Origin of the sequence: Mesorhizobium huakuii, from assembly GCF_030160235.1 — a bacterium.
Lineage (GTDB): Bacteria > Pseudomonadota > Alphaproteobacteria > Rhizobiales > Rhizobiaceae > Mesorhizobium > Mesorhizobium huakuii.
Window position 1 is genome coordinate 341590 of the sequence record NZ_BSNY01000021.1, and the last position, 24076, is coordinate 365665.

Below are 24076 nucleotides of genomic sequence, written 5' to 3' on the forward strand. Positions count from 1 at the left end.
GCCCTCAACCTTCGTCCGTCCAGATCAGGCGCAGCAGGCGCAGCAGCGTCGCCCGCTCCTTCTTCGTCAGCCTGTGCAGAAACCTGTCCTCGTGCCGGCGAACCTGTCGCCGCCAGCGAGGCATCGCCTGTCTGGCCGCCGGCGTCAGGGTCAGCATCCGCACGCGCCTGTCCCCGGCATGGTCGTCGCGCTCGACCAGCCCGCGCTCTTCCAGTTCGGCAAGCAGCGGCGCCATGTTGGCGCTCTTCATGCCGAGCAGGCGGCACAGTTCCGCGGCGCGGATGCCTGGCCGCTCATCGATCAGCGCCAGCATGCCATAGGTGACCGGGCGCAGACCCGCTTCGGTCAGTTCGACCGCGAAATCGTTGAGCGCGAAAGCCGAGGCCCGCTTGAGATTGTAGCCGACCTGCGCATCGAGCGCGTCCTCGGACATCATTTTCGGCATGGTGCGAGGCTGGGTTTCGTCCATGCCAACCGATCGCCGCGATGCCGGCTCTTGTCAAGCGAAAAAGACTATGCGACATAGCAATCGAGATCGCTATGCTCCATAGCAATTTTCCATGACTGTGATCATGACTGTGATGGAGCGGGAGGAGACCGACCATGACCGATGAGACCGTTGCCTTCGACGTCGAAAACGGCATCGCCTGGGTGCGCTTCAACCGGCCGGACAAGCGCAACTGCATGAACCCGGCACTCAACCGGCGCATGATGGAGGTTCTGGACGAACTCGAGTATCGCGCCGATGTTGGCGTGCTGGTGCTGTCGGGCGAAGGCAGCGCCTGGTCGGCGGGCATGGACCTCAAGGAGTATTTCCGCGAGACCGAGGCCAAGGGGTTGGGCGCCGTCCGCAAGGCGCAATCCGAAGCCTATGGCTGGTGGCGGCGCCTGCGCTGGTACGGCAAGCCGACCATCGCCATGGTCAATGGCTGGTGTTTCGGCGGCGGCTATGGCCCGCTCTTCGCTTGCGACCTCGCCTTTGCCGCCGACGAGGCGCAGTTCGCTTTGTCCGAGATCAACTGGGGCATCCTGCCCGGCGGCGGCGCCACCAAGGTGGTGGTCGACCTCCTGTCGATGCGCGACGCCATGTATCACGCGCTGACCGGCGAACTGATCGACGGCAGGAAGGCCGCCGCCTGGAAGCTGGTCAATGAAAGCCTGCCATTGGCGGAGCTGAAGGCGCGGGTTACCGAGGTTGCCAACATCCTTCTGAAGAAGAACCCGATCGCGCTGAAGGCGACCAAGGACGCCATCCGCCGTGTGAGCGAAATGACCTACGACAATGCCGAGGACTATCTGGTCCGCGCCCAGGAGGCGGCCAACTCGCACGACAATGAGGGCCGCAAGGAAGGCATCCGCCAGTTCATCGACGAGAAGAGCTACAAGCCGGGTCTCGGCGCTTACGACAAGGCCAGATGACGCGATAAGCCAACGACACGAGCCAACGACGCAATCTGGGAGGAGATGCGCATGCCGGCCTTGACGATTTCTGACCCGGTGGCCCTGCATGCCGGCGCGCAGCCGGACCGTGTCGCCTGCGTCGACCTGGCCTCCGGCCGGCGCTGGACCTATGCCGCGCTTGACGAAGCCGTACAGCGCGCTGTGCGCGTTCTCGAAACCGGCTACGGCGTCAAGCCTGGGCAACGGATCGCCACGCTTGCCCGCAACAGCGCCGATCTTCTGATCCTGCAGCAGGCCGCAATGCGGCTCGGCGCCATCTTCGTGCCGGTCAACTGGCGGCTTGCCGGTGCTGAACAGCAGGCGATCCTTGCCGATTGCGATCCGGCGCTGCTGTTGCATGACGCCGCCCCGCAGGCGGCATTGCCGGAGCGCTGCATCCCTGTCGATATCGCCGCCTTTGCGGCAGCGGTCGAGGCAGGGCCGCCGGCGCCGCGCCGTCGCCTGCCCGCCGACGATGCGCCCTCGATCATCCTCTACACATCGGGCACGTCGGGCCGGCCAAAGGGCGTCATCGTCACCGAACGCAACGCCTTCGCCACGGCGGTCAATTTCGGCGTGCTCGGCCGCGTCGGCAATGCCAGCATCTTCCTCTGCGACGCGCCGATGTTCCACGTCATCGGCCTCATCACCAGCCTGCGCCCGACGCTGCTTCAGGGCGGCACGGTGCTGATCTCGCCCGGCTTCGATGCCGGCGCCACCAATCGCCGCCTCGCCGATCCCACTCTTGGCGTCACCCACTATTTCTGCGTGCCGCAGATGGCCAGGATGCTGCGCGACCACCCCGACTTCACGCCGTCGCGCTGGACCTCGCTCACCGCCATCTTCACCGGCGGCGCGCCAAATCCGGCCACGGACATCCGCTGGTGGCTGGCCCAGGGCGTGCGCATGGCCGACGGCTTCGGCATGACAGAGGCAGGAACGGTGCTCGGCATGCCGGTCGAGGCCGGCCGCATCGCCGGCAAGGCAGGCTCGGCCGGCCTGCCGGCGCCGACGATCGGCCTGCGCCTCGTCGACGACGACGGCCGCGACGTCGCGACCGGGGAGCCCGGCGAGATATGGCTGTCCGGCCCCTCCATCACGCCAGGCTACTGGAACCGACCGGAAGAGACGCAGCGCGCCTTCACCGCCGATGGCTGGTTCCGCACCGGCGACATCGCGCGACACGACGATGAAGGTTTCGTCACCCTCGTCGACCGTCGCAAGGACATGTTCATTTCCGGTGGCGAGAACGTCTATCCCGTCGAAATCGAGACAGCCTTGCTCGACCATCCCGGCATCGCCGAAGTCGCCGTGATCGGCATCGCCGACGCGCGCTGGGGCGAAGTCGGGCGCGCCTTCGTCGTGGTCAAACCCGGATGCGTCGTCGACCCCGCCGATCTGGCAAGCCATTGCGGCGCCCGCATCGCCCGCTACAAGGTACCGAAAGAATTCCTGCTCACCGATGCGCTGCCGCGCACCGCATCCGGCAAGATCCAGAAACACATTTTACGCACATGGACGGCGCCCGCCGGCAGGCGGGACTGAGGCGGACCGCTGTTCAGCCATGTGGCGCGGAGCGGAAAATCGCCACCGCCGCCGCGACGATCTCCGCATTGTCCTTCGCCACCCTTCCATCGGCCAGCGTGTTGCCGTCTTCCAGCCCGACGCGCGTCGACCAGCGTCTTTGATGTGCCAGCTTCACGAACGGCCAGACCGTGGCGTCGGCGCCATGCAGCAGGATCGGCCGCCGCACTTCGGCGCGTTCGAGCACGGCGGCGATGCCGTGCACCTCGTCGAGTGCCTTGGCCAGGTCCGGAATGTCGATTTCGATCAGGATGCGCAGCACCCGGTCGTGGTCGGCAACGCCGATGAAGCGCTCGGCGTCTTCTACCGTGGCGAGCCCGGCCTCGATGCCGACGCCGTGCTGGCGCAGCAGTTCCATCACGGCGGGTGCATCGGCCTCGGAGAGATTGACCGAGGCGTAGTCCGGCAGTTCGCGCCAGCCGGCGATCGCCGCGCGGGTGCGCGCGACATCGTTCTCGATCCAGGCGCCGGTTGAGACACCGACCAGCGTGCCCGGGCAGGCCTTGCGCACGGCCAGCACCGTCGCATCGACGGCGGCGAGGCTCTCGCGCCCATCGGCGTCGCGCGGATGGATGTGCAGTTCGCCAGCACCCGCCGCGACGCAGGCCGCGGCATCGCTGGCCATGGCCTGTGCCGTCAGCGGCAGCCTCGGATGAAAATCGCGCGGACGCGCGCCGTTGATGCAGGCCTGGACGATCATCGCCACCCTCAAAATCCAACCCTACCCTCACCATATCGCGCGGCAAAGAGCCAGACCTCGAGACTGCTGACAGGACTCAGCCGTGCAACCCCTGCTTGATTGCCGCTGGAATGTTCATCTGTGCCTGCAGCGACGGGTAATAGTCGGGATCGCCGGCAACCGTCAGCGGATCGAGCTTCTGCGGCTTCAGTGCCGAGGGCACGATCTTCGCGAGAGGTGTCGCCGCCTCCGACAGTCTCACCAGCAACGGCATGTGCGCCTCGTCGGTGAAGCGTGGCCGCAGGTTGAGGTCGTGAGGCTCATCCTGGTCGAGGACGAGCGTCCACTGCGCCTGCGGCGGCAGCGTCTTGGCCCGCAGGGTCGGCGCCATACGCTCGAAGGCGACGGCGTGCTCGGCCATTCCTGCAAGATCAGCCATGGCTTGGGAAAGCGTTTCCTGCGCCTTTGCCAGGCCGAGCCCTGCGACCGCTTCGTCCGCCGAAGCATCGTCGAGATTGACCAGCCGCTTCTCGCCCGCGAAGGAAATCTCCTCGCTCGTGGCCGAAAATCCCGCTGCCAACCCAAGCGTCGCGTAGCGCGGGACACCATCGATGACGACAAGGTCGACCTGGGTTTCGTCGGCCTTGATGAGGCTTGCATAGGGATCACCGCTATTGCCCCGCACCAGCATCAGGTCGGCGTATTTTCCGGCCTCGATCGAACCGAGATAACGGTCCCAGCGCAGCAGCCCCGCCGCGCCGATCGTCGCCATTGCGACGATGTCGCGCTGGCTGAAAAGCCCGCCATTCGTCTGGCTGTATTGCCAGATCACCTTCATCTCGTGCAGCAGGTTCTTGCTGCCGGTCGGCGACCAGTCCGAGCCGATGCCGATGCGCAGCCCGGCAGCCTTTGCCGCCACGATATCGGCTGTCTGGCCGTAAAGCATCAGATTGGAAAGCGGCGACCACACCATACCGGCACCGACCTGCGCCAACCGGTCGAAATCCTCGCGATGCAACGCATTGCAATGAATGCCGGTGAGCGACGGCGCGATCGCCCATTCGTTCGGCCCGATCCTGAGGTCCAGGAAATGCTTGCGCGCGCTGGCGTCAATCCCCTCGCTGAGGTGAAGCAACATGCATTTATGAGTCTTTAGATATTTCAGGAAAATGTCCTTCTTGCTTGCCGCGAAATCGGGAATCTGTGCCTGAGCATCGGGAAGATTGGCGTCGAGGCTCTCTTCCGCATTGCGCACCAAGCCGCGATATTTCCGCTTGATGCCCGCGGCGCTGAACAAGGTTAGCCCTTGCGAGGTGGTGGTGCCGCCGACAAGGCATTTGGCCTCGGTGTAGCGGGCGATCGCCGGTGCAATGCCCGGCGCCTTGCCGAGAACCGTCATCGGCCCGCTGACCAATGCCTGATATTCGGGTTTGCCTTGCCACCCGGCCCGGTTCTTGTAGGGCTTCGGCACCGCCCACAATTTCAATATGTCGTAGGCGAGATGATTGTGGAGTTCGATCAGGCCGGGAAAGAACGTTCCGCCGGTTACCACTGGCGACAGATGTTCTAAGCCCGGCGGTGGCGCAACTGAAGCATCCGTCACTGCGACAATGCGATTGCCTTCGATCCATATGATCGCGTCGGCAAGCACACTGAACGCCGCGTCCATCTGCACGACGCGTCCGCGATACGCACGTTTGCTGGCTTGCATGGTACCCTCCGCTTCTTCAAACCTGCATAGGCGCAAGATTGAGGCCGGCGGATCGCGCCATGGAACAATTCCAGGGAAAGGCCAAACCAAATGAGCAGGTAGGCCTGTTCAGCGATTCGATTTCTCAATCGGCCTAGTTCGACTTCGGCGCTTTCCAGATCAGCGTGTGCCGGTCGTCCGGATGCGGCCGGCTGACACTGGCGAACTGTGGCGGCGCCATGGCCCTCAGCCAACGGTCGTCGCCCATGAAGGTGGGAACCCCGAAAGGAAGATCGCGTCGCGGGATCACCGCATAGTCGGCTTCGACCAGCTGGGCGCCATAGTTCGATCCGGCGGCATTACCGCCCGCGTCGGCAGTGACGATACCGCGCAGCGTGACGATCGCCGTCCGCCAGGCGTTGGCGAGGACCTGCGGATCGTGACTGCTGGGGTGTGGAAGCTTGAACACCTGCGTGCCGGCCTTGCCGGGCCATTTGGCGACGGCGCGCTGGGCCTGCGCGCCGAAAGCAATGATCGCCTGCACTTTCGGTCCCTTCGCCATGTCGAACAGTGCGTTGCGCCACGCCAGATGCGCCGGTTCGTCCAGGACATCGTCGCCGCCTGCGCTCTGGCTCGGGATAAGTGCGTAGGCGAAGGCGTTGAGACAGAGATAGGACTGGGTGAGGCCAAGCTTGGCGAGAAACCCCTGGACCCTCTGGCCAGCATCGCCGACCAATGTTCTCAGCGCCACCCTTTCAGTTGCACCGGGATCGGACGCAATGCACAAAACCCGCGCCGAACCATCCAACCTGCCCCGATAGAAGACCGGGCCCCAGTCATACCAGAAGAAATCCTTGAACGGCGCGTAGTCGGGCACGTCGGCGAAGTGCTGGGCAAAAGCCGCAGGTGGGCCGGGATCGAATTCGACGGCATTGCTCATGATCCACCTGCAGTGGTTTGAATGCAGAAAGAATTCATCGACAATTTTACTGACATTAATACTATATCAATGTCATATTCAAGCCACCGGCGAAATTCAGTTCCCGATAAACTTCGGGTGGCGGCCCCGGATGCAATCCACGCGGAAGCGCGTCATTGGACGGGCCGGACGATCATCAACATCTCCTGCTGACAGAGCGCCCTGCCTTCCCTCCAGGCATCAATCGGCATTTGATTAAAACCCGCCTGTGGATATTTACCCCGCATTCCGCCGGGCCAGCCAAGATACATTAGGGCGGGATCATGGAGGGAACCATTGACCAGCGATTTTTCAGCCGCCCGCATCCATCTCGAACGCGCCTATCACTATCTGCGCGGCAATGACGAGACGAGCCGTTCGGCATGCGAGGCGCTCGACCTGCTGATCGAAATGGTGGCGGAGGCACAATACAGGCGGCCCGAGGCTGGGGTGCTGGACTTTCCGCAAGCGACGGCGCGGCAACTCTGACTAGGACGCCTTGCGGGCCTGTGCCGCGCTTGCCGGTCCGGTCGCGCGCGCCACGATCTGCTCCAGCGGCTCGGGCCGGTGCAGCAGGAAACCCTGGCCGAAATCGACGCCCATCGCCTGCAGGATGCCGAGCGTCTCGGCTTGCTCGATCTTCTCGGCCACGACGGCACAGCCGACACTGCGGGCAATGCCTGATATGGCCGAGACGATCTCGCGGTCGAAGCGGCTCTCGGCCATGTGCTCGATGAAGGAACCGTCGATCTTGATGGCATCGACGGGAAAGCGCCTGAGATATTCGAACGAGCTCATGCCCGCGCCGAAATCGTCGAGGCTGACCTTGCAGCGCCGCTCGCGCGCCTTGCGCACGAACGTCTCGGCGGCGTCGAAATTGGTGACGGCGGCGGTTTCGGTGATCTCGAAGCCGATGCCCGAATGCGGCGCCCCGGTCTCCTCGATGATGCTGTCGACGAAGTCCCACAGTCCGGGATCGCTCAGCGTCTGTGCCGACAGGTTGAAGCCGAGCGTGATCGCGCCCGACTTCATCGCCGCGCCATGCCGCGAGAGCGCGGTGCGGATGATCCAGCGATCGAGCCTGGCGGCTATGCCGAAGCGCTCCGCCGCCGGGATGAATTCGCTGGGCGGGATCAGCTTGCCGCCGCGCCCGGCAAGCCGCGCCAGCACCTCGACATGGCGGTTCTCCTGCCAGGGCCGGCCCAGCAGGTGGATCTCCTGGCCGAACAGTTTCAGCCGGCCGTCCTCCATGGCATCGACCGTGTCGGCGGCGAGCCGCGCCGCGTTGAGGCCGCCGGTGGCGGCCTCGGCCGAAAACACCGCGAAGCGATCGCGCCCGGCGGCCTTGGCCGCGTAGCAGGCGTCGTCGGCGCAGGCCAGTGCGTCGGCGACCGTGGTCGCCCGGTCGTTGACGATGGCGATGCCGATGCTTGCCGCGAGGCGCCGCGCGGTCGCGGCAAGGCCGAAATCGGCGCCGCGCACGGCCCCCAGAATGGCCCCGGCCAGCCGCTCGGCCTGCGCGGGATCGCAATGGGGCACCAACAGGGCGAATTCGTCGCCGCCGAGCCGTGCCGCATGCGCCGATGGCGGCAGGCAGCGGCCGATGCCCGCCGCCACGCTCTTCAGCGCCAGGTCGCCGGCGGCGTGGCCGGCGAAGTCGTTGAGCGCCTTGAAGTAGTCGAGATCGACATAGAACACCGCCAGCGGCACGCCCGTGGCAATGTGGTCGGCAAGCAGCCTGTCGAAGGCGGCGCGGTTCCACAGGCCGGTCAGCGCGTCGTGGCGGGCGGCGAAGGCAAGCTCCTGTTCGCGCAGCTTGTCCTCGGTGATGTCGCGCACCGTGCCGAGGACCTGGCCGGCGGCACCCGCGGCTGCGACGAAGCGCACCAGCGATTCGACATGGCGGATCTCGCCGTCGCGCTTGATGATGCGGTATTGCCAGGCGGTGACCGCGTCCGAGCCGGGAGGCGGCAAATGCGCACGCTCGGTGGCTTCCTTGTCGTCCGGGTGCAGGAAGCTGTGCCAAAGCTCGGCCGTCACCTCGTCGGTGTCGGCAACGAGGCCGAACATCTCCCTGGTGCGAGCGTCCCAATAGCTCTTGTGGGTGGCGATGTCGTAGTGCCAGATACCGGTGCCGCTGGCGGCGAGAGCCAGGCGGAAACGCATGGTGACCTGTTCGAGCGCGGCCTCGGCCGCCTTCTGCTTCGAAATGTCGGTCTGCACGCCCATCAGCCGCAGCGGATGCCCGTCGGCGTCGCGCTCGACGATGCCGCCGCGGTCGAGCACCCACACCCAGTGGCCCAGCTTGTGCTTCAGCCGCAATTCGGTCTCGATGGCGTCGGTCAGTCCGGCAATGTGGCGATCGCCGCTGGCCAGCGCCCGCTCGCGGTCGTCGGGATGGGTAAGCTGCAGCCACAAATCGCTGGTGTTGGCGAGTTCATCTTCCTCGTAGCCCAGCATTCGCGCCCAGGTCGGCGAATAGAAGCAGTCGCCGGTGCGAAGATCCCAGTCCCAGACGCCGAGATGGGCGCGCTCCAGGGCCTTGGCCCAGAACGCTCCATTGCGACTTTTCTTGCCCTGACGCGCCATCGTCTGTTTTCGCCTGCTCCACCCGCGGGCAATCTGCGACAAAACCAGAGAAGAAACAGTTACCGGCAGGTGAGCGAAGTGATCCGCCATGGCGATGGCCGGGGGATTCCATTCCTGGCCGCCAGTCAGCCCTCACCCAATTGCCGGGCGAGCTCCTGCACCGCGGCAAAGGCATCCACCCGCAGGAAAGTCTTGTTGGTCACCTTGACGTTGGTCACCAGCGAATCATCGGAGATGGAGACTGCCGTATCGCTCATGATCTTCTTCAATATCGCGATGGGGGGGCGCTTTTCTCCCGTGTGCTTGAGATGCAGCGACTGCAGCAGCGCGATGACACCGGCAACGATAGGGGCGGCTTGACTAGTGCCTTGTTTGACGATCGACGAGCCGCTGTCACCATCGATGCCGGTGGAAAGCACCCATGAGCCGGGCGCAAAGATGTCGGTGCCACATTGACCCGCAGCTGCCTTGGCCATGCGCTGCGTATAGATCGTCAACTGGTCAGGTTCGGAGCTTTGCGTGGACGGACTGCCATATTCCGGACCGAGCTTGCAGGGCCGGCCCGCAGCATTGTCACAGGGCTGGTCGTAGACGGCGCCGACGCTGACTGCTTGCCGCAGGATGGCGGGAAAGCACATGCCTTCAACCGGCTCGATCTTCGAAAACTTGCCGTAGAAATTGCCGGCGGCCGCGACCACCGGGATGTTGCGCTCCGCCAGCGCCAAGACCGCGTCGGTGACCGCGTCGGTGACCGCGTCGCCGGCGAAGTCCTGGTCATCCGCATAGTTGCCGTCGTCGCCGACCGACAGGCACACGACCGTGATGTCTTGCGCCTCGGCATTGTCGAGCACCCAGTTCAAGCCCCGGGCGATAGCAGCGCGTATCTGCGCGCTTTTGTCGTCGTCGGTGCCTAGAAGTATCTTCACCGGCACAATGCGACAGGCCGGCGCCACGCCGACATGGGGCCCGTTGGCCGCCAGTGCCCCGGTGACATGGGTGCCGTGGCCCGACATATCGCTGACGTCGTCGCCGGTCTGGTCCGTCATGCAGTTCGCCCTCGCGGCAATGCGCTCGTCGCTCGGACTGAAGTCGAGATGTTCGGTGAAACAGCCGGTGTCGAGGACCGCCACGGTCACGCCAAACCCGGTGGCGATATCATGCGCCTTTTCGAAGCGCACCAGGCTGTCGACCTCAACCAGGCCCATCAGGCCTGGCGGCGTCGGCTTGACCTGCACCGGCTTCGGCGGCACCACGAACCGCATTCTGCATTTTTTCGGACGCTGAACGCGCATGGTTTTCTGCTGTCGCTTGCTTTTTCCTGTTCTGGTATTGGGCATGACTGTCTCCCCTTGATGGAAACCTCCGACGGAAGGCCGGTTATTCAGCGTCGATCAGTCAACGGTCTATCGTGATCACTGGCCGCCGGCCGCAGACAGGTCGATGCTCAAGCCGATGGTGCGCACGAGGACCCCCGACGACAACATCCAGTTCAGCACGTCGGAATGGCCGACAGCAGTGTAGACGCCACCCCCGCCGCACAACATGCCTGGCAGATGATCGGCAAAAGCCAAAGCGCGCGACGTGACGCCAACCAGTGCCGGTGGTGGGAAAAAAACCTTGCCATTCGACGCGTCGGTCTGCGCGGGCGGATACCAGTACACCGGACCGCCGCTGTCGCCATTGCAGGTATCGACCGGTGTCGCCACGCTGCCGCCGCCCAATGTGCCGAGCACGAATTCATGGAAGCCCACGCAAGGGGTTCCGCCAAAATCACCCTGGCTGCAGAAATACGAGCCGATATCGATGCGCCCGCGCTCCAACGTATCCGGAAAGGTGCCGTTCTGGGTAATGCCGTAGCCAGTAGCCGTGAGCTGCCTGGCGCCGGCGGCATAGACCGAGTGCATGCTGGCAACACGCGTCAACGGCCCCGTCTTCGACGGCGGTGGCTCATTTTTTTCCTCGTTGAGGTTTCGCACGAAAAACAGCGCAAGATCGCGCCCTGCATTGTCGGCGCCTTCCGTGCAGTCGAAGCCCGGGAAGCGAACCGCTTCGCGGATGGCGCGAAGCGTGAAGTTCGGCAATTGCCCGGCATCCAAATGCTGGTCGAATGTTTCCTTGCTGATAAATCGATAACTGTCCGCGACGCCGCAGGAACAATGGCCCGCGGTCAGCACGGCGTGCTGGCCACGCATCATTGTGCCCGTGCAGACGGCCTGCTCGTTGCTGACTGCCGAAGGCCGGAAGGTGATGCGAACGACGTCCTCGTAAATGCCGTCCGGCACCGGCACTGAATTGACCATCTTGGTGCCGAATTCGCCGCCATGGTCGTCCGGGGTGTCGGTGCCGGACTTGGCCTGCAGCGCCTGGTAAGTCCCGGCCCGGTAGGTATCGACGACCTGATCCGCGGCCCGCCCCCCCGAGACCTGGCAAAGCGGCAGCAGCGTCGCAAGCAGAACGGCCGCCAAACCATTGACCGCCGAGCTCCCGGTCACTTCATTCCCCCAATTTCATGGCATCGAAACATTGCGCGCGGCCCTCGGGCGTGGCGTTTATGGTTTCGTCGTCGAGGCAGCTGCCGAGCCGCTGCAAGGCCGGCGACTCGCCCGACCTGGCGGCGAGCGGCTGCGCGCCGGCCGCGATAATGCCGCCGCCCGCGGCAACGCCGCCATCGACCGCAACGCGCTGGCCCGGCGTTATCGCCCCTTGGGCCAAGGCCTGGTCGGCCATCGTGTCCTGCCGCATCTTGCGCAGCGTGCTGACCAGCTCGGCATTGGTCTGCCACAGTTCCTTGCGGTTGGCCGCTTCGTTTTGGAAGATGTTGAGCGTTGCGGCCGGAATGGAAAGCGCCACCTGCGCCGCGTAGAGCGGGATATCGACGAAGGCATTGAGCTCACTCGGCTTGATCACCGTCACATTCTTCAACAGCCCGTTGTCGAACAGGACATCGGTCTCGGCGATGACGAAGAAAGCGCGGTTCACCCCCAGCGCGAAGATCGGCGCGCGGTTGGGCATCTGGAGATATTCCGTCCCGGCGAGATGCCAGGCTTCTCTGGGGCTATCCGGATCGTTCTTGCGCAGGATCACCAGGCGATGCGAAAGCTCGGGCCGGTACAACACGCCATGCTGCATCAGCTTGTGCGCCGCCATTTTCTCTTTGCGGTAATAGCTAGGGTCGGGATCGTGGAATGCGCTCTGCTGGCCGCAAAGGCGCGGCGACCAATCCGGCACATAAGGGTCGTTGCGATCATCGAGGTAGACGCAATAGCCGTACGGCTTCAACGCATCCCTGGTCTCGGTTGCCGCCCGTTCATCAAAAGGGTCATAATCGATCGTCGAGTAGACGGAGGTGTTGTCGGCGGCAGTCACTTGCTTCTGCGCCAGACGATCCAGACCGCCAGCTTTCGAGCTGGCCACAAGGTCACCTGTCGCCTGGATGACGGCGTTGGCGATGCTTTTTGATTTGTCGTCGGCATGGGTGAATATTCGCTGTAGAAGCCCGCTGCCGCTTCGTTTGATGCCGACGCGATCGTCGGAGAAGGCCGAGAGGAGAAAGTCGAGACAGAAGGTTTCGTCGTCGCTGACAAGTCCTTTCGGGGTCATGGACAGACTGTAGCTGGTCGGGCCGCCACTGACCGTGACGTTGATCAGCCGCTTCGGCAGATGGTATGTTCCGACATTGGAGTGACATGTGCCATCGGCCGCGTCGGTGACGGAGGCCGTGGACATCATCGAGCGCGCGCACGCCGAGACCAGAAGGACGAGACAGAGCAGCAACAGCAGGGAAGGCAGCATCCGGGGCATCAGAATTTCACCCCCGTATTTCTGGCAAGAAGGGGGCCGCTGTTGGCCGCCACCAGCTCCGGGCACACGTCCTTCAACACCGTGTCGTCGGCAATTGACGCGCTGTCGCCCGAGAGCCCACGAGCGGGAAGGTCGGCCGCAACCTGGCTGGGAACACCGAGCGGCTTGCTTCCGGTGCCAAGCTGCAAGGCCTGCGCATCGGTTGCGCCTGGGATCTTGGGCGCTTGGCTGTTTCCAGAGTCCTGAAGGTAATCAATATAAACCTTTTGTGCCTGGACAAGCTGGTTCTGGGCGTCGAGGAGTTGCTTGCGCGTGGCACTGCTGTTCACCGATGCCTGGATGGTTTGCGTCGGCAGCGCGATGATGCCGTAGACGACGTCGAGCGGAATGTTGACAAAGCCGGCCGCCTCGCTGCCCTTGGCAAGGCAGACATCGGTGAGCACGCCGTCGTCGAAGACCAGGCCTGTGCGGCGCGTGGCGAACAGTGTCCTGTCCACGCCGACCGAAATGACCGGCGAGATGTTCTCGAAGCCGAAATATTGTTTTTGCCCAAGCCGCCAGTGTTCGGAGCTGCCGGGGTCGGCCTTGACATAAACGGACACCGGGTAATCGGCGCGCGGGCGATAGAAGATGCCGTTTGTCGGTTTGGGAATGAGATAGCGCTGGTGCGCCGCAATTTCGGCCTTGCGCGAAGGATGGCGTTTGACCGTGCTTTCTGGCGCCGCGCAATAGGCATCGATGGTCATGGCATCGACATCGTAGGAATAGTCGCCGAGCACGACGCAGAAGCCGAGCGGCACAATCGACTGGTTGATCTCAGCCATCTCGACCTGGTCGAACGGGTCGAAGCGCAGATCCCGCACAACGGTGGTCGCGCCAGCGCTCTCGATGCCGGCGCGCGCGCCGGCAAAGCCGGGATTGCCCGAAAGCAGGATGAGTGCGGTGCGGATGATCTTGCGCACAATGTTGGCGGTTTGATCGACGGCGTTGGAAGCGACGAGTTGCAGGAACGGCGTCGCTTCCGTGGCCGGGGCGACAGGTGTGCCGGTCAGTTTCTCCTTGAAGACACGCACCGTATCGTCTGCGAACGCGCTGGCGAGATGGTCGAGACAATAGGTCTGCCTATTGTCGGCGACCCTCTTATCGCCCTCGATCTTTATCGTGTGGTAGGGCGCATCGGCGCTCTCCGGCTTCATGACGGTGACGCGCAACAGGCTTTTGGGCAGCGAATACGAGCCCAGCCCGCTGGCGCAGCGCACAACGTCGAGCGCCGGCGGCTGAGTGCCGGGAAGCTGTGCGTATTGTACCACCGGCACCGATCCGGCCACTGAGCAGGATGTAAGCGCGGCCGCCGCCCCCATGGCCGCCAGTATGGATACGAATGACTTGGGCCGGTTTGTCATCACTTGACCATCGTCTGGGTCTTCGTATCGAAGGGGCAGCGCAACTCCATGACCGTGCCGCGCAGGATGGTGACGCTGGTGGCCGGATTGCTGAGGTTGCTGATATCCGAGAAATTGAATGGGTCTTCGAGCGGATGGCTCGCAAGCTGGTCCCAAATGTCGTCGCCGCCGGTGAAGCAAGAATATTGTACCGCGACGGCTCGCGTGCGTTCGTCCGCCGCCGGTATCGGGTCGTAACCGCAGAGCCCCGTCTTGTAGTTCGGATCCAGGGTGCAACTGCCCAAGCGTTCGCATCGGGCCACCATCCCGCGCGTCGCGTTGCAGACGCGCTTGCTGTTGCGGCCTGTCGGGAGATCGCCGTAGAGCGCGTCGATTATGTGGATCTGGGGCCGGTAGCCGCCCTGTAATAGGACGATGGAATCCTTTGCCGCGCCCGCGGCTTTCATGGCTTCTGCGTCGTTCTGCAGTAAGGTGCGCATCGGCAGGCTGGCCGCGTCAGTGTCGCCGATCAGATCCGTGATCGCTTTCGTCTGAGCGGCGAACCATGCGACCGGAGAGACCGCCCTTACCTGGGCATCGAGAGGTGCCCACGCCTGTTTCATTTGCAGGGTATAGACACTCCTTTCCAGTGGCGGCCTGAAAGGAGAGGGTTTCGATTGCGTCCCTTCTGCCGCAGTCATGGCGGCCGCCATGTTCTTGAAGGACGTGGCGGCGTCATCCGGATCGAAGAGACGCGCCTTCTGGATGATCGTTTCCGACAGGCCAAGCATCGCCGACGCATCATCATCGGCTAGCCAGTTGGTCTTGCCAATCCAGGCTGACAGCTCGGTGGACGCTTTGGCGATGAGATCCGGACGGCCAATGCCGCGATAGATCGCGATGCTCGCCACCAGCTTGTCGACCGCAGTCGCAACGGCACCGCCCGCCGTACCCTTGTAGGCGTCCAGCCATGCCGAAAGATCGTCGATTCTGGTCACGAGCTCCGCTGCCGTGGGCTCGGCGCGATAGAGGGCGATCTGGTGCGCAAGCCCGCTAAGCGCGTCCAACACGCCCTGGTCGACGTCACCCCTGTATTTGCCGAGCTGGTCACCGAGGTCCTTGCTCCTAGTGACGATCTCGTCCTTTGTCGGTTCACCATCATAGGCCGCCAGGGCATCCCTTACCTGTCGGGCCGCAATTTCGGCGGCGGCTAGGTCGTTACCCTGCACCGCCTTGGCCAGCGCTTCCTGGGCTGCCTTGACCGCCGTTAAGAATTGATCCTTGCGATCGGCAACGGCGGATGGGGCCGTGGGTGGCGGCTCCGTTGCGCGCGCCGCGGGCGGCCCCAACCAGGTCATGAAACAGATGGCCCAAAAAGCCGCGAAAGCAGCCGTCCATAAATTCCGCATGAGAATCACCCCTATGAAGAAGGGTGCCAAAAAAAATCCGATAAATGGAACGCATTATTCTTCGTCCACAGATATTCTGATCTTCGCAAGTCGGCGCTGGATAGTTCAAATCTAAACTACTATCGTAAAGGGAAAGCGGTATCGCTCAGAGCCCAACGCCCCAGCCTCGTGTATGGGCAATGGACGTCCACTCTTCGATACTTCAATGACTTCCCGCCAATTTTAGAAGTATTTCCTTCACCCGAATACCGTTGAACCGTGCAGGAGTCCTGATATCGGCTTCGCCTGGAACTGACAAAGGCCGTCCACCTTTCGATTGGCCGGCAAGAACCGGAGTTTTGCGCGCCTCCGCTCGTCCTAGTGCTGGCCCAGGTCATCGGCGACGCCGATGCCCCGCCAAACACGAAAGGACGCTCCCAATGACCAAACAGGAAGACAACAAGGCCGTCGTCGTCAGATGGTTCACCGACTTCTGGGGTGAAACCTGCGATCTGTCCGTCGTCGACGACATCGCCGCGCCCGACATGCTGCTCAGATATTCGCTGCATGAGCCACGCCGGGGCCGCGACGACATCAAGGCCTTCATGACCGATTTCCGCGCCGCCTTCCCGGATCTCAACTTCTGGGCCACCGCCGATCTCATCGCCGAGGGCGACTATGTCGTCGGCCAGTGGGAGGGCGGCGGCACGCATACCGGTCCGGCTTTCGGCGATTTCCTCGCCGGTTCGCTGCCCGCCGCCACCGGCCGCGCCATGCGCTTCACCGGCACCACGGTGCTGAAGGTGGTCGACGGCAGGATCGTCGAGGAGATCGGCCTCGACGACGGCGTCGCGGCGCTGACCCAGCTCGGCCTGATCAGGGCCGCCTGAGGCGGCCGCGAGGAACGGTCGTTCGGGCCAGGCGGCTTCAAAGCCGCCTGGCCTCACTTGCTTACTGGCTCGGCGCCATCGTGTGTTCGCACGACACCTTCGGGTTCATGTCGGCGAACGTGCCGGTCGGGTTGCCTTTCCAGGCCCAGACATGCAGCTCGTAGAATTCACCCAGGCCATAGCGGTTGGGGGCGCTGTTGAAGTTGAACAGCTGTCCTTCCAGCGATGCCGGCCCCTTCGAGGTGATGTATTCGACCGCCACCAGCTTCAGCGTGCCGTCGGCCATCGGCTCGTACATCACGGCCTCAGGACGGGCGATGTCGATCTTGTCGTCCTTCAGGTACTGGCCGTTGACATAGTGGATGCCCATGGCGCCACCGGTGATGCCGCTGGCGCAGGGAATGGGCGCGTAGCCCTCGGCCGTCGCCGCCTTGACGTCGAGGAACCGGCTGTTGGCGGCCCGCACCTTCTCGGCCAGCGGATTCGAACCCGTCTCGGTAGTGGCCGTTTCCTGATGCGCCTGCGCGAAGGTGGCGCAGACGGCCAGCATGGCCCCCGCCATGACGAGCCTGTTGCGAAGACTTGATATCATGTTCGTTCCATTCTTCCTGAAAAAGCACAGCTGGCCGACCGCCGGAAATACGGAGGCCCGGCAGGCAAGCGCTGTGACTGTTGTCGCTTGGAGATCCCGAAATCGATGTGACGACTGCCGGGAAGCATCATCCCTTCGGCAGATACGGGATCGTTCCGGCCAGATCGGTGTCGTCGATCAGCTGGAAGCGGCTGTCGCTGCCGTCCTGACGCGCCGAAACGAAGGGCGCATAGGCCGGATCGTTGGTGAAGGCGCGCGCCGCCGATTCCGACGGGAACGCCATCAGGGCGATCAGCGTGGTGTCGAGCGGCTTGCCCTCAAGCGTCTTCACATTGCCGCTGCGCGACAGATACTTGCCGCCATGCTTGTGGACGATCTCGTGCACCGAGGCGGCGTATTCCGGCACCCATTTCGGGTCCTTCATCTTGATGTCGGCGATAACGTAAGCAGTCATGGTCGTCTCCTGGTTGCGCCGCACAGGACCATCCCGTGCAACCGGCCAAAGGGCTCGCATGGCCGGCCCCTCGCCAACCAGTCCGCGATCTGTACTGGGGTGGTACAGTTTCCGTACTGGCCGCTTCATTCATGAGGGCCTAATGTTCGGCCCGGCTTCGAGGGAGGAGCACCGATCATGACCCAGCACGGATACAAGCAGTTCTGCCCGCTATCGATGGCCGCCGAGGTGCTGTGCACCCGCTGGACGATGGTGCTGATGCGCGAATTGGTGGCGGGTTCGACCCGCTTCAACGACCTGCGCCGCGGCGTCCCCAAAATGTCGCCGACCCTTCTGTCGCAACGGCTGAAGGAGCTCGAGCTGGCGGGAATCGTCGAGCGCAAGGAGGTGCGGGGCGAGAAAGGGATCTTCGATTACCGGTTGACCGAGGCGGGCCGCGATTTGCGCCCCGTCGTCGAGGCGATGGGGTTCTGGGGACAGAAATGGGTCGAGTCCCGGCTGTCGCTCAAGAACCTCGATCCGTCGCTGCTGATGTGGGACATGCGGCGCAATCTGAACCCTTCGCCACTCCCCGAAGGACGCACGGTGATACAATTCCTGTATCAGGATCTGCCGGCGTCCAAACGGTCATGGTGGCTGATCGTCGAAAAGCACGGCGAGGTCGACCTGTGCTGGTACGATCCGGGCTTCGATGTCGACCTCTATGTCTCCACCGACCTGCACACGATGACCGCGATCTGGATGGGGTTGCTGACCGTCGAGAAAGCCGGAGCGAAGGTCTCCCTGACCGGCGACCAGGCCATCGGCAGGAAGATGCAGAGCTGGCTCGGGCTCAGCCCGTTTGCGGTGGAGCCCAAGCGGGCGGCTTAGACACCGAGAGCCATTTGTCAGGAAACGGGTGGCGGGGCCGTCTTCCAGCGGCTTCAATGCGGCATGTTCGTTACTCTCGCCAAAGACTTGAAATCCACACCGCTGCCGGTCACCGGTGATCCGCGCTGGGCGCGCATCGTCGCGCGGGACAAATCGGCGGATGGGCAATTCTGGTATTCAGTGGCGACGACCGGCGTCTATTGCCGGCCCTCCTGCCCGTCGCGGCGTGCCAACCCCGTCAATGTCCAGTTGCACGACACGCTGGTTCAAGCAAAGGCGACAGGCTTTCGCGCCTGCCGGCGCTGCAACCCGGATGGTCCCTCGCTGGAAGCCGGCAATGCGGCGATGGTCGCCGATGCCTGCCGCAGGATCGAACAGAGCGAGGCGGAACCCTCGCTCGCTGAACTGGCCGGTGCCGCCGGCCGCAGCGCCGGCTATTTCCACCGCGTCTTCAAGGCAATCACCGGGCTGACGCCGAAGGACTATGCCGCCGCGCATCGTGCCGCCCGGGTCCGCCAGGGGTTGGAGGACGGCGCCAGCGTCACAGTGGCGATCTACGATGCCGGCTTCAATTCGAGCGGACGTTTTTACGAGAAATCCACCGGCATGCTCGGCATGACGCCGACGCGCTACCGCGCCGGCGGCGCCAATGAGGACATACGCTTCGCCGTCGGCGAGACCTCGCTCGGCGCCATACTGGTGGCGTCGAGCCGCAAGGGCGTCGCCTCGATCCTGCTCGGCGACGATCCGGACGCGCTGGTCCGCGACCTGCAGGACCGTTTCCCCAAGGCACGGCTGATCGGCGGCGACAGCGACTATGAGGCGCTGGTCGCCCGCGTCGTCGGCTTTGTCGAGGCCCCACGGCTCGGTCTCGACCTGCCGCTCGACGTGCGCGGCACCGCATTCCAGCAGCGCGTCTGGCAAGCCCTGCGGGACATCCCGGTCGGCAACACGGTGTCCTATGCCGAGATCGCCGAGCGCATCGGCTCGCCGAAGGCGACCCGCGCCATCGCCGCCGCCTGCGCCGCCAATGCGCACGCGGTCGCGATCCCCTGCCACCGCGTGATCCGCAAGGACGGCGCGCTGTCCGGCTACGCCTGGGGCGCCGAGCGCAAGCGCGCGCTGCTCGACCGCGAGGCCCAAGGGTCGACGAAGGCCAACCGGTCTTCGCGGGCCTGACGAGATCCGGCGATGCGCACGATGGCAAGGTCTTCCGCCGCCGGTGCGAACATCGAGATCGCCAACGGTGCCGCCATCGACGCTAAGTCACAGGTCCTGGCCGCCATCGGTGGGCTTGTCGCCGATGGCAAGGCAGAATGGAGCCGCACCGCATCCGGGGAGATCGAGCTGCGGCTGTTGTCCGGCGAGGTTTTCCTGCTTGGCGAGGTCGCTGTCACGCGTGTCGCTTGAAGCGCTTACCCTGGCGTCCTTATCCACGAACGCGGCAATTCGAATTTGAAAGCAAGCATCGGAGTGAGACACGCAACGCACATGGCTAGGGTTCAGGCACAGACACAGGAGTGAAGACAATGAACCCGATGCAAACCCACATGCCGGCGACAGCCCGCAACATTGCCGCCCTCGACACCATCGCCTACGCCGTCGACCAATCCACGATCGGCAAGATCCTGGCGGCGCGCAGCCCCGTCGGCGTCTGCGCCATCCTGATCGGCTCCGACGCCGAAGCGTTGGAGCAGGACCTCGCCGACCGCTTTCCCGGCAAGGTGCTGGTCGAAGACGAGGCCGCCCTGCGCGGCGATCTCGCGGCGATAGCCCGCTTCATCGAAACGCCCGGCGCCGGCCTCGACCTGCCGCTCGACACGCGCCACGGCACGCCGTTCCACCAGCGTGTGTGGGAGGCGCTGCGCGCCATTCCCTGCGGCGCCACCGTCACCTACACCGCGCTTGCCCGGCGCCTCGACCAGCCGAACGGCGCGCGTGCCGTGGCAACCGCTTGTGCCGCCAACGCCATTGCGCTCGGCATCCCCTGCCACCGCGTTATCAGGGCCGACGGCACGCTTTCGGGCTATCGCTGGGGTATCGAACGCAAGCGCGCGCTGCTCGAGAAGGAGGCCGCCATATGAACGCCCACGCCAAGGTTGCCACAGCGGCGGTGGAAGCGGCCGAGACACGCATCGCCGCTTACCACTGGCCAACCCTGGCCGCGGAGCTCGACGGCTTCGGCTGCGCGGTGATGGAAAAGCTGCTCTCGCCCGAAGAGTGCCGGCAGATCGCCGGCCTCTACGTCAAGGAACAGCATTTCCGCAGCCACATCCACATGGCCAGGCACGGCTTCGGCAAGGGCGAATACCGCTACTTCCGCTATCCCTTGCCGGATCTGCTCGGCGGCCTGCGCAGCGCGCTCTATCCCAGGCTGGCCGAGGTCGCCAACCGCTGGAACGAGCGCATGGGTATTACCCTGCGCTACCCCGCCGCCCATGCCGAATTTCTCGACCAGTGCCACGCCGCCGGCCAGGTCAGGCCGACGCCGCTTCTGCTGCAATATGTCCCCGGCGACTTCAACTGCCTGCACCAGGACCTCTATGGCGATCTCGCCTTTCCCCTGCAGGTGGCGATCCTGCTCTCCGAGCCGGGCGAGGATTTCACCGGCGGCGAGTTCGCGCTGACCGAACAGCGGCCGCGCATGCAGAGCCGGGTCGAGGTGGTGCCCTTGCGCCAGGGTGACGCCGTGGCCTTCGCCGTCCACAACCGGCCGGTGCAGGGAACCAAAGGCAACTACCGCGTCAACCTGCGCCACGGCGTCAGCCGCCTGCGCTCAGGCATGCGCCACACGCTCGGCATCATTTTTCATGACGCGAAGTGAGCGCTTCTTTCTTCTCCCCAGGCGGAGAAGAAAGGCCGCGCTTCATTCCGCGTCCGCCAAGACCAATTCCAGGATCCAGGGGCACGCGTAATAGTCGGCGATGCGGTCGATGGCGCCGCCTTCGGCATGGATGCGCACGAAATATACTGGCCGCCAGACCTCGCCACGCAGCCTGTCGACGACCAGCACCGCCTCCCCTTCGATCGTGTCCGGCCGCATGCGCCAGGGCTCGCCGCGTTCATACTCGACGAAATAGGGCGAGTCGGAAAGCAGGCCGTTGTAGCAGTCCGAAACCCGCAGCCGGGCGTCGGCGCTGGTCAGTGCCCGCACCCCGTCCCAGTCCCTGGCATTGAAGAGCTGGACATAGCGGCCGAGCAGCCGCTCCAGCTCGGGATCGTGCGCGGGGGCCGCGACCGGTTGCGCCGGCAAGGCGGCGAGCTTGGCCCGGCCGCGATTGAGCGCCGACTTGACGCCGCCCGATGTCGAGCCGACCAGGCCGGCGATCTCCTCCAGCGAATGGTCGAAGACATCCTTGAGCAGCACGCAGGCGCGCTCCTTCGGCGGCAGATGCACCACCAGCCGTTCGATGGCGCGGCCGGCGCCCGCACCGGCGGGTTCGACGGGCAGCACGATCTCATCGCCGGCATAGCCGGCTTCGGCCTTGAGCCGCGTGCGGCGGGTGCGGATGAAGTCGATGCACCTGTTATGGGCGATGCGGAACAGCCACGGTCGCAGCGCCTGTGTATCGTCGAGCTGCCCGATCTTGCGATAGGCCTCGAACAGGGCCTCCTGCATGATGTCCTCGCCGTCGAGAGCCGAGCCGGTCATGCGCGCGCAATAGCGGTGGAGACGGACGCGCAGATGCGAGACCGTCTCCAGGAACGCCCTGTAGCGCAGGTCGAACAGGCCTTCGGGATCGGGGCGCGGTTCGATGCCCTGCCTCGTCTCACGGAAATTGCGGATCTGCTGGTTCATCGCGGCGCGTCGCTCGGCCTTGCCGCAGCATCGCGCAGGCCCCGCGCATCCACAAGCACCATATGCGACCCGATCGGCCCGCCCATGCCTACGCCGCCTTGCCGCCGGCGACCTTGTGGCTGGCGGCATCGTCACCGGTATCCGACAGCCCGAGCCTCGGCCGCACCCAGGCGGCGAGGCGGCCGATCGCATCGTCGGCTTCCGGCGCCCGGCCGGCCATCATCTGGAACGAGTGCAGCATGTCGTCGAAGACGTCGAGGCGCGCCTCGACGCCAGCCTGCCGCGCGCGCTCGGCGAACATGCGGCTTTCGTCGACCAGCGTCTCATCGGCGCCGGCCTGCAGGAAGACGGGCGGAAAGCCACTCAAATCGGCATAGAGCGGGCTGACCTCCGGATCCAGCCGGTCGCGGTCGCCTATGAAGTTGGTCACCAGCCAGTCGACGCCCCCCTTGGCGAAGAAAGGATCCTTTTCGCGATTGGTTTCATAGCTGGCGGCGGTCAGCGCCATGTCGAACCAGCCGGAGATGATCAGCGTGGCGGCCGGCAGCGGCCGCTCCTGCGCCCGCAACCGCTGCAGCACGCCATAGGTCAGCACCGCGCCGCAGGAATCCGCGGCAAGCGCGATCCGCCTGGTGTCGAAGCCCTGGTCGATGAGCCAGTCCCAGGCGGCCATCGCCGCCTCGAGCTGCGCCGGATACTTGGCCTCGTTCGCCAGCGGATAGCCATAGAGCAACGCCCGGCAGCCGACGGCCTTGGCCAGATGGCCGACCAGCTTGCGGTGGGTGTAGATCGAGCCGCCGACGAAGCCGCCGCCATGCGCGTAAAACAGCACGCGCCGCTCGTCGGCACCCTTCGGCACGGCCCATAGCGCAGGCACGCCGCCGGCATCCACCTCGATATAGTCGACGCCGCCGGGTTCGCCGGTCAGCGCCGTCCAACTCGTATTGTTGAACTCGACGAACGCCTGCGGGTTCATTTTGCCGGCATTGGCGCCGATCGCCGCGTAGTGGTTCCTGTTTGCTTCGCTCTCGATGCTCGCCATGATGCTCTCCTGGTTATGGATCGCGGACCGCGCGACCTTTCGAGAAGCAGAGACGGATGGGCCGGCGAAAAGGATACGTCGCAGCGGACGATTTTTCCGCCCACGCTAATCCTCGCCCCGAAACATCGCGGCGTGGCGCTGGGCGAGTTCGCCCGTCACCAGGATCATCGTCATCTCCATCTGGGGTTGAGGCGGCCGCCACACCGGCGACCGCACCTTGAAGACGAAGAGACGAGGGCAAAGGATTCTGCCCAAACAGTTTTTTGACAGGAACCTCGCCGTGCCCCGCTCACCGCGCCGGGGCGTAGCGGTTCACCACCATGCCGCAGGCATAGGCTTTCGAGCCGAGCAGGCGCAGGTTACGAAAACCGCCCTGGTCGAAGATGCGGAGGCCGGCACCCAGCACGGCTGGATTGATGAACAGCTGGAACTCGTCGACCAGCCCGGCTGCGATCAGCGACGAGGCGAAGCCGGCACCGCCGAAGACGATGATGTCGCCACCCTCGCCCGCCTTCAGCGCCTCGACCTCGCGCGGCAGGTCGCCGCTCACCACCGTGGTACGCTCCCAGCGCGAAGCCTTGAGCCTGTCGCTCGGCACCACCTTCCGGGCCTCGACGATACGCTGGGCGAAGGCATAGAACGGATCGCGTGGAAACTTCTTCGCCGCATTGCCCCAGTGGCTGAGATAGCCCTCCTCGGCCATCTTGCGGCTGAGCAGGATGGTGTCGATGCCGGCGAAAACGGTGTTGAAATCGCGCTTCAGCTCATCGTCCCAACCGATGTCGTCGCCCCATTCCCAGAGCTGCCAGCGATGGTCGTCATAGGCGCCGACAAAACCGTCGACCGACATCTGCATCTGCAGGATGAGCTTCTTCATCGTCGTCTCCTCGTTTGTCCAGCTCAACGGAAATTGCTTTA

Annotated in this window: 23 protein-coding genes; 9 read left to right on the forward strand and 14 right to left on the reverse strand. The window is 64.5% G+C overall.

Translation table 11 applies throughout. The annotated features are described in order from the left end of the window. Nucleotides 1–4: 4 nt before the first annotated feature. Entirely contained in the window at nt 5–469 is a 465-nt protein-coding gene (locus tag QQK95_RS11890) for a MarR family winged helix-turn-helix transcriptional regulator (protein WP_284272455.1), read from the reverse strand. 134 nt (nt 470–603) lie between these two features. Between QQK95_RS11890 and QQK95_RS11895 the strand changes: the two genes are divergently transcribed. Together QQK95_RS11895 and QQK95_RS11900 are read left to right on the forward strand one after the other, a co-directional pair. Beyond that, nucleotides 604–1419, forward strand: coding sequence for a p-hydroxycinnamoyl CoA hydratase/lyase (locus QQK95_RS11895; protein ID WP_284272457.1), 816 nt, complete (start codon nt 604–606; stop codon nt 1417–1419). Nucleotides 1420–1464: 45 nt separating this feature from the next. Beyond that, nucleotides 1465–2985 carry an AMP-binding protein gene (locus QQK95_RS11900; RefSeq protein WP_409371681.1) on the forward strand — a complete coding sequence of 507 codons (1521 nt, stop codon included), beginning with the start codon at nt 1465–1467 and terminating at the stop codon, nt 2983–2985. Between the two features lie 13 nt (nt 2986–2998). Here the strand turns inward: QQK95_RS11900 and QQK95_RS11905 are convergent, their stop codons facing one another. The 3 genes from QQK95_RS11905 to QQK95_RS11915 all read right to left on the reverse strand — a co-directional run bounded on the left by QQK95_RS11905 (nt 2999) and on the right by QQK95_RS11915 (nt 6333). Then, complete coding sequence (locus QQK95_RS11905) at nt 2999–3724, reverse strand: 3-keto-5-aminohexanoate cleavage protein (protein WP_284272574.1); 726 nt, start codon at nt 3722–3724, stop codon at nt 2999–3001. A gap of 76 nt (nt 3725–3800) precedes the next feature. Then, nucleotides 3801–5414: an amidohydrolase family protein gene (locus tag QQK95_RS11910; RefSeq protein ID WP_284272462.1), complete on the reverse strand. Its 1614-nt coding sequence runs from the start codon at nt 5412–5414 to the stop codon at nt 3801–3803. A gap of 133 nt (nt 5415–5547) precedes the next feature. Beyond that, nucleotides 5548–6333 (reverse strand): uracil-DNA glycosylase family protein, encoded by a 786-nt coding sequence (locus QQK95_RS11915; protein ID WP_284272464.1) that lies wholly within the window; start codon nt 6331–6333, stop codon nt 5548–5550. Nucleotides 6334–6648: 315 nt separating this feature from the next. Between QQK95_RS11915 and QQK95_RS11920 the strand changes: the two genes are divergently transcribed. Beyond that, a complete protein-coding gene (locus tag QQK95_RS11920; RefSeq protein ID WP_284272466.1) occupies nt 6649–6840 on the forward strand; it encodes a hypothetical protein in 192 nt (63 codons plus the stop codon). Here the strand turns inward: QQK95_RS11920 and QQK95_RS11925 are convergent, their stop codons facing one another. The 5 genes from QQK95_RS11925 to QQK95_RS11945 form a co-directional block, all read right to left on the reverse strand. Next, on the reverse strand, nt 6841–8940 hold the full coding sequence (locus tag QQK95_RS11925) for an EAL domain-containing protein (RefSeq protein WP_284272468.1): 2100 nt from the start codon (nt 8938–8940) through the stop codon (nt 6841–6843). Nucleotides 8941–9065: 125 nt separating this feature from the next. Next, entirely contained in the window at nt 9066–10202 is a 1137-nt protein-coding gene (locus QQK95_RS11930) for a S8 family serine peptidase (protein WP_284272470.1), read from the reverse strand. Nucleotides 10203–10352: 150 nt separating this feature from the next. Next, nucleotides 10353–11405, reverse strand: a complete 1053-nt coding sequence (locus tag QQK95_RS11935) for a trypsin-like serine protease (protein WP_284272472.1) — start codon at nt 11403–11405, stop codon at nt 10353–10355. Nucleotides 11406–11433: 28 nt separating this feature from the next. Beyond that, nucleotides 11434–12741: a hypothetical protein gene (locus QQK95_RS11940; RefSeq protein WP_284272474.1), complete on the reverse strand. Its 1308-nt coding sequence runs from the start codon at nt 12739–12741 to the stop codon at nt 11434–11436. After that, nucleotides 12741–14324, reverse strand: a complete 1584-nt coding sequence (locus QQK95_RS11945; RefSeq protein ID WP_284272476.1) for a hypothetical protein — start codon at nt 14322–14324, stop codon at nt 12741–12743. Before QQK95_RS11945 ends, QQK95_RS11940 begins: the two co-directional genes overlap by 1 nt. Nucleotides 14325–15951: 1627 nt before the next feature. Between QQK95_RS11945 and QQK95_RS11950 the strand changes: the two genes are divergently transcribed. Next, a complete protein-coding gene (locus QQK95_RS11950) occupies nt 15952–16401 on the forward strand; it encodes an ester cyclase (protein ID WP_284272477.1) in 450 nt (149 codons plus the stop codon). Between the two features lie 61 nt (nt 16402–16462). Here QQK95_RS11950 and QQK95_RS11955 read toward each other — a convergent pair whose 3' ends face one another. Together QQK95_RS11955 and QQK95_RS11960 are read right to left on the reverse strand one after the other, a co-directional pair. After that, complete coding sequence (locus QQK95_RS11955) at nt 16463–16993, reverse strand: hypothetical protein (protein WP_284272479.1); 531 nt, start codon at nt 16991–16993, stop codon at nt 16463–16465. A gap of 127 nt (nt 16994–17120) precedes the next feature. Continuing rightward, complete coding sequence (locus QQK95_RS11960) at nt 17121–17447, reverse strand: DUF1330 domain-containing protein (protein WP_284272480.1); 327 nt, start codon at nt 17445–17447, stop codon at nt 17121–17123. Nucleotides 17448–17624: 177 nt separating this feature from the next. Here QQK95_RS11960 and QQK95_RS11965 point away from each other — a divergent pair, with 177 nt between their 5' ends. The 5 genes from QQK95_RS11965 (at nt 17625) to QQK95_RS11985 (ending at nt 21141) form a co-directional block, all read left to right on the forward strand. Continuing rightward, nucleotides 17625–18317 (forward strand): winged helix-turn-helix transcriptional regulator, encoded by a 693-nt coding sequence (locus tag QQK95_RS11965; RefSeq protein ID WP_284272482.1) that lies wholly within the window; start codon nt 17625–17627, stop codon nt 18315–18317. A 63-nt stretch (nt 18318–18380) separates the two neighbouring features. Further along, nucleotides 18381–19496 (forward strand): bifunctional DNA-binding transcriptional regulator/O6-methylguanine-DNA methyltransferase Ada, encoded by a 1116-nt coding sequence (gene ada, locus QQK95_RS11970; RefSeq protein WP_284272484.1) that lies wholly within the window; start codon nt 18381–18383, stop codon nt 19494–19496. Between the two features lie 21 nt (nt 19497–19517). Then, a complete protein-coding gene (locus QQK95_RS11975; RefSeq protein ID WP_284272486.1) occupies nt 19518–19727 on the forward strand; it encodes a hypothetical protein in 210 nt (69 codons plus the stop codon). A gap of 119 nt (nt 19728–19846) precedes the next feature. Next, entirely contained in the window at nt 19847–20401 is a 555-nt protein-coding gene (locus QQK95_RS11980; protein WP_284272488.1) for a methylated-DNA--[protein]-cysteine S-methyltransferase, read from the forward strand. After that, nucleotides 20398–21141, forward strand: a complete 744-nt coding sequence (locus tag QQK95_RS11985) for a 2OG-Fe(II) oxygenase (RefSeq protein ID WP_284272490.1) — start codon at nt 20398–20400, stop codon at nt 21139–21141. The genes QQK95_RS11980 and QQK95_RS11985 overlap by 4 nt, the downstream gene beginning before the upstream one ends. A gap of 42 nt (nt 21142–21183) precedes the next feature. On the opposite strand, the gene QQK95_RS11990 is transcribed toward QQK95_RS11985, so the two are convergent. The 3 genes from QQK95_RS11990 to QQK95_RS12000 form a co-directional block, all read right to left on the reverse strand. Beyond that, the gene (locus tag QQK95_RS11990) at nt 21184–22116 is read right to left on the reverse strand and encodes a sigma-70 family RNA polymerase sigma factor (RefSeq protein ID WP_284272492.1); all 933 of its coding nucleotides are present in this window, start codon (nt 22114–22116) and stop codon (nt 21184–21186) included. An 88-nt stretch (nt 22117–22204) separates the two neighbouring features. Next, complete coding sequence (locus tag QQK95_RS11995) at nt 22205–23158, reverse strand: alpha/beta hydrolase (protein WP_284272494.1); 954 nt, start codon at nt 23156–23158, stop codon at nt 22205–22207. Nucleotides 23159–23447: 289 nt separating this feature from the next. Continuing rightward, nucleotides 23448–24035 (reverse strand): dihydrofolate reductase family protein, encoded by a 588-nt coding sequence (locus tag QQK95_RS12000; RefSeq protein ID WP_284272496.1) that lies wholly within the window; start codon nt 24033–24035, stop codon nt 23448–23450. Between the last annotated feature and the right edge of the window lie 41 nt (nt 24036–24076).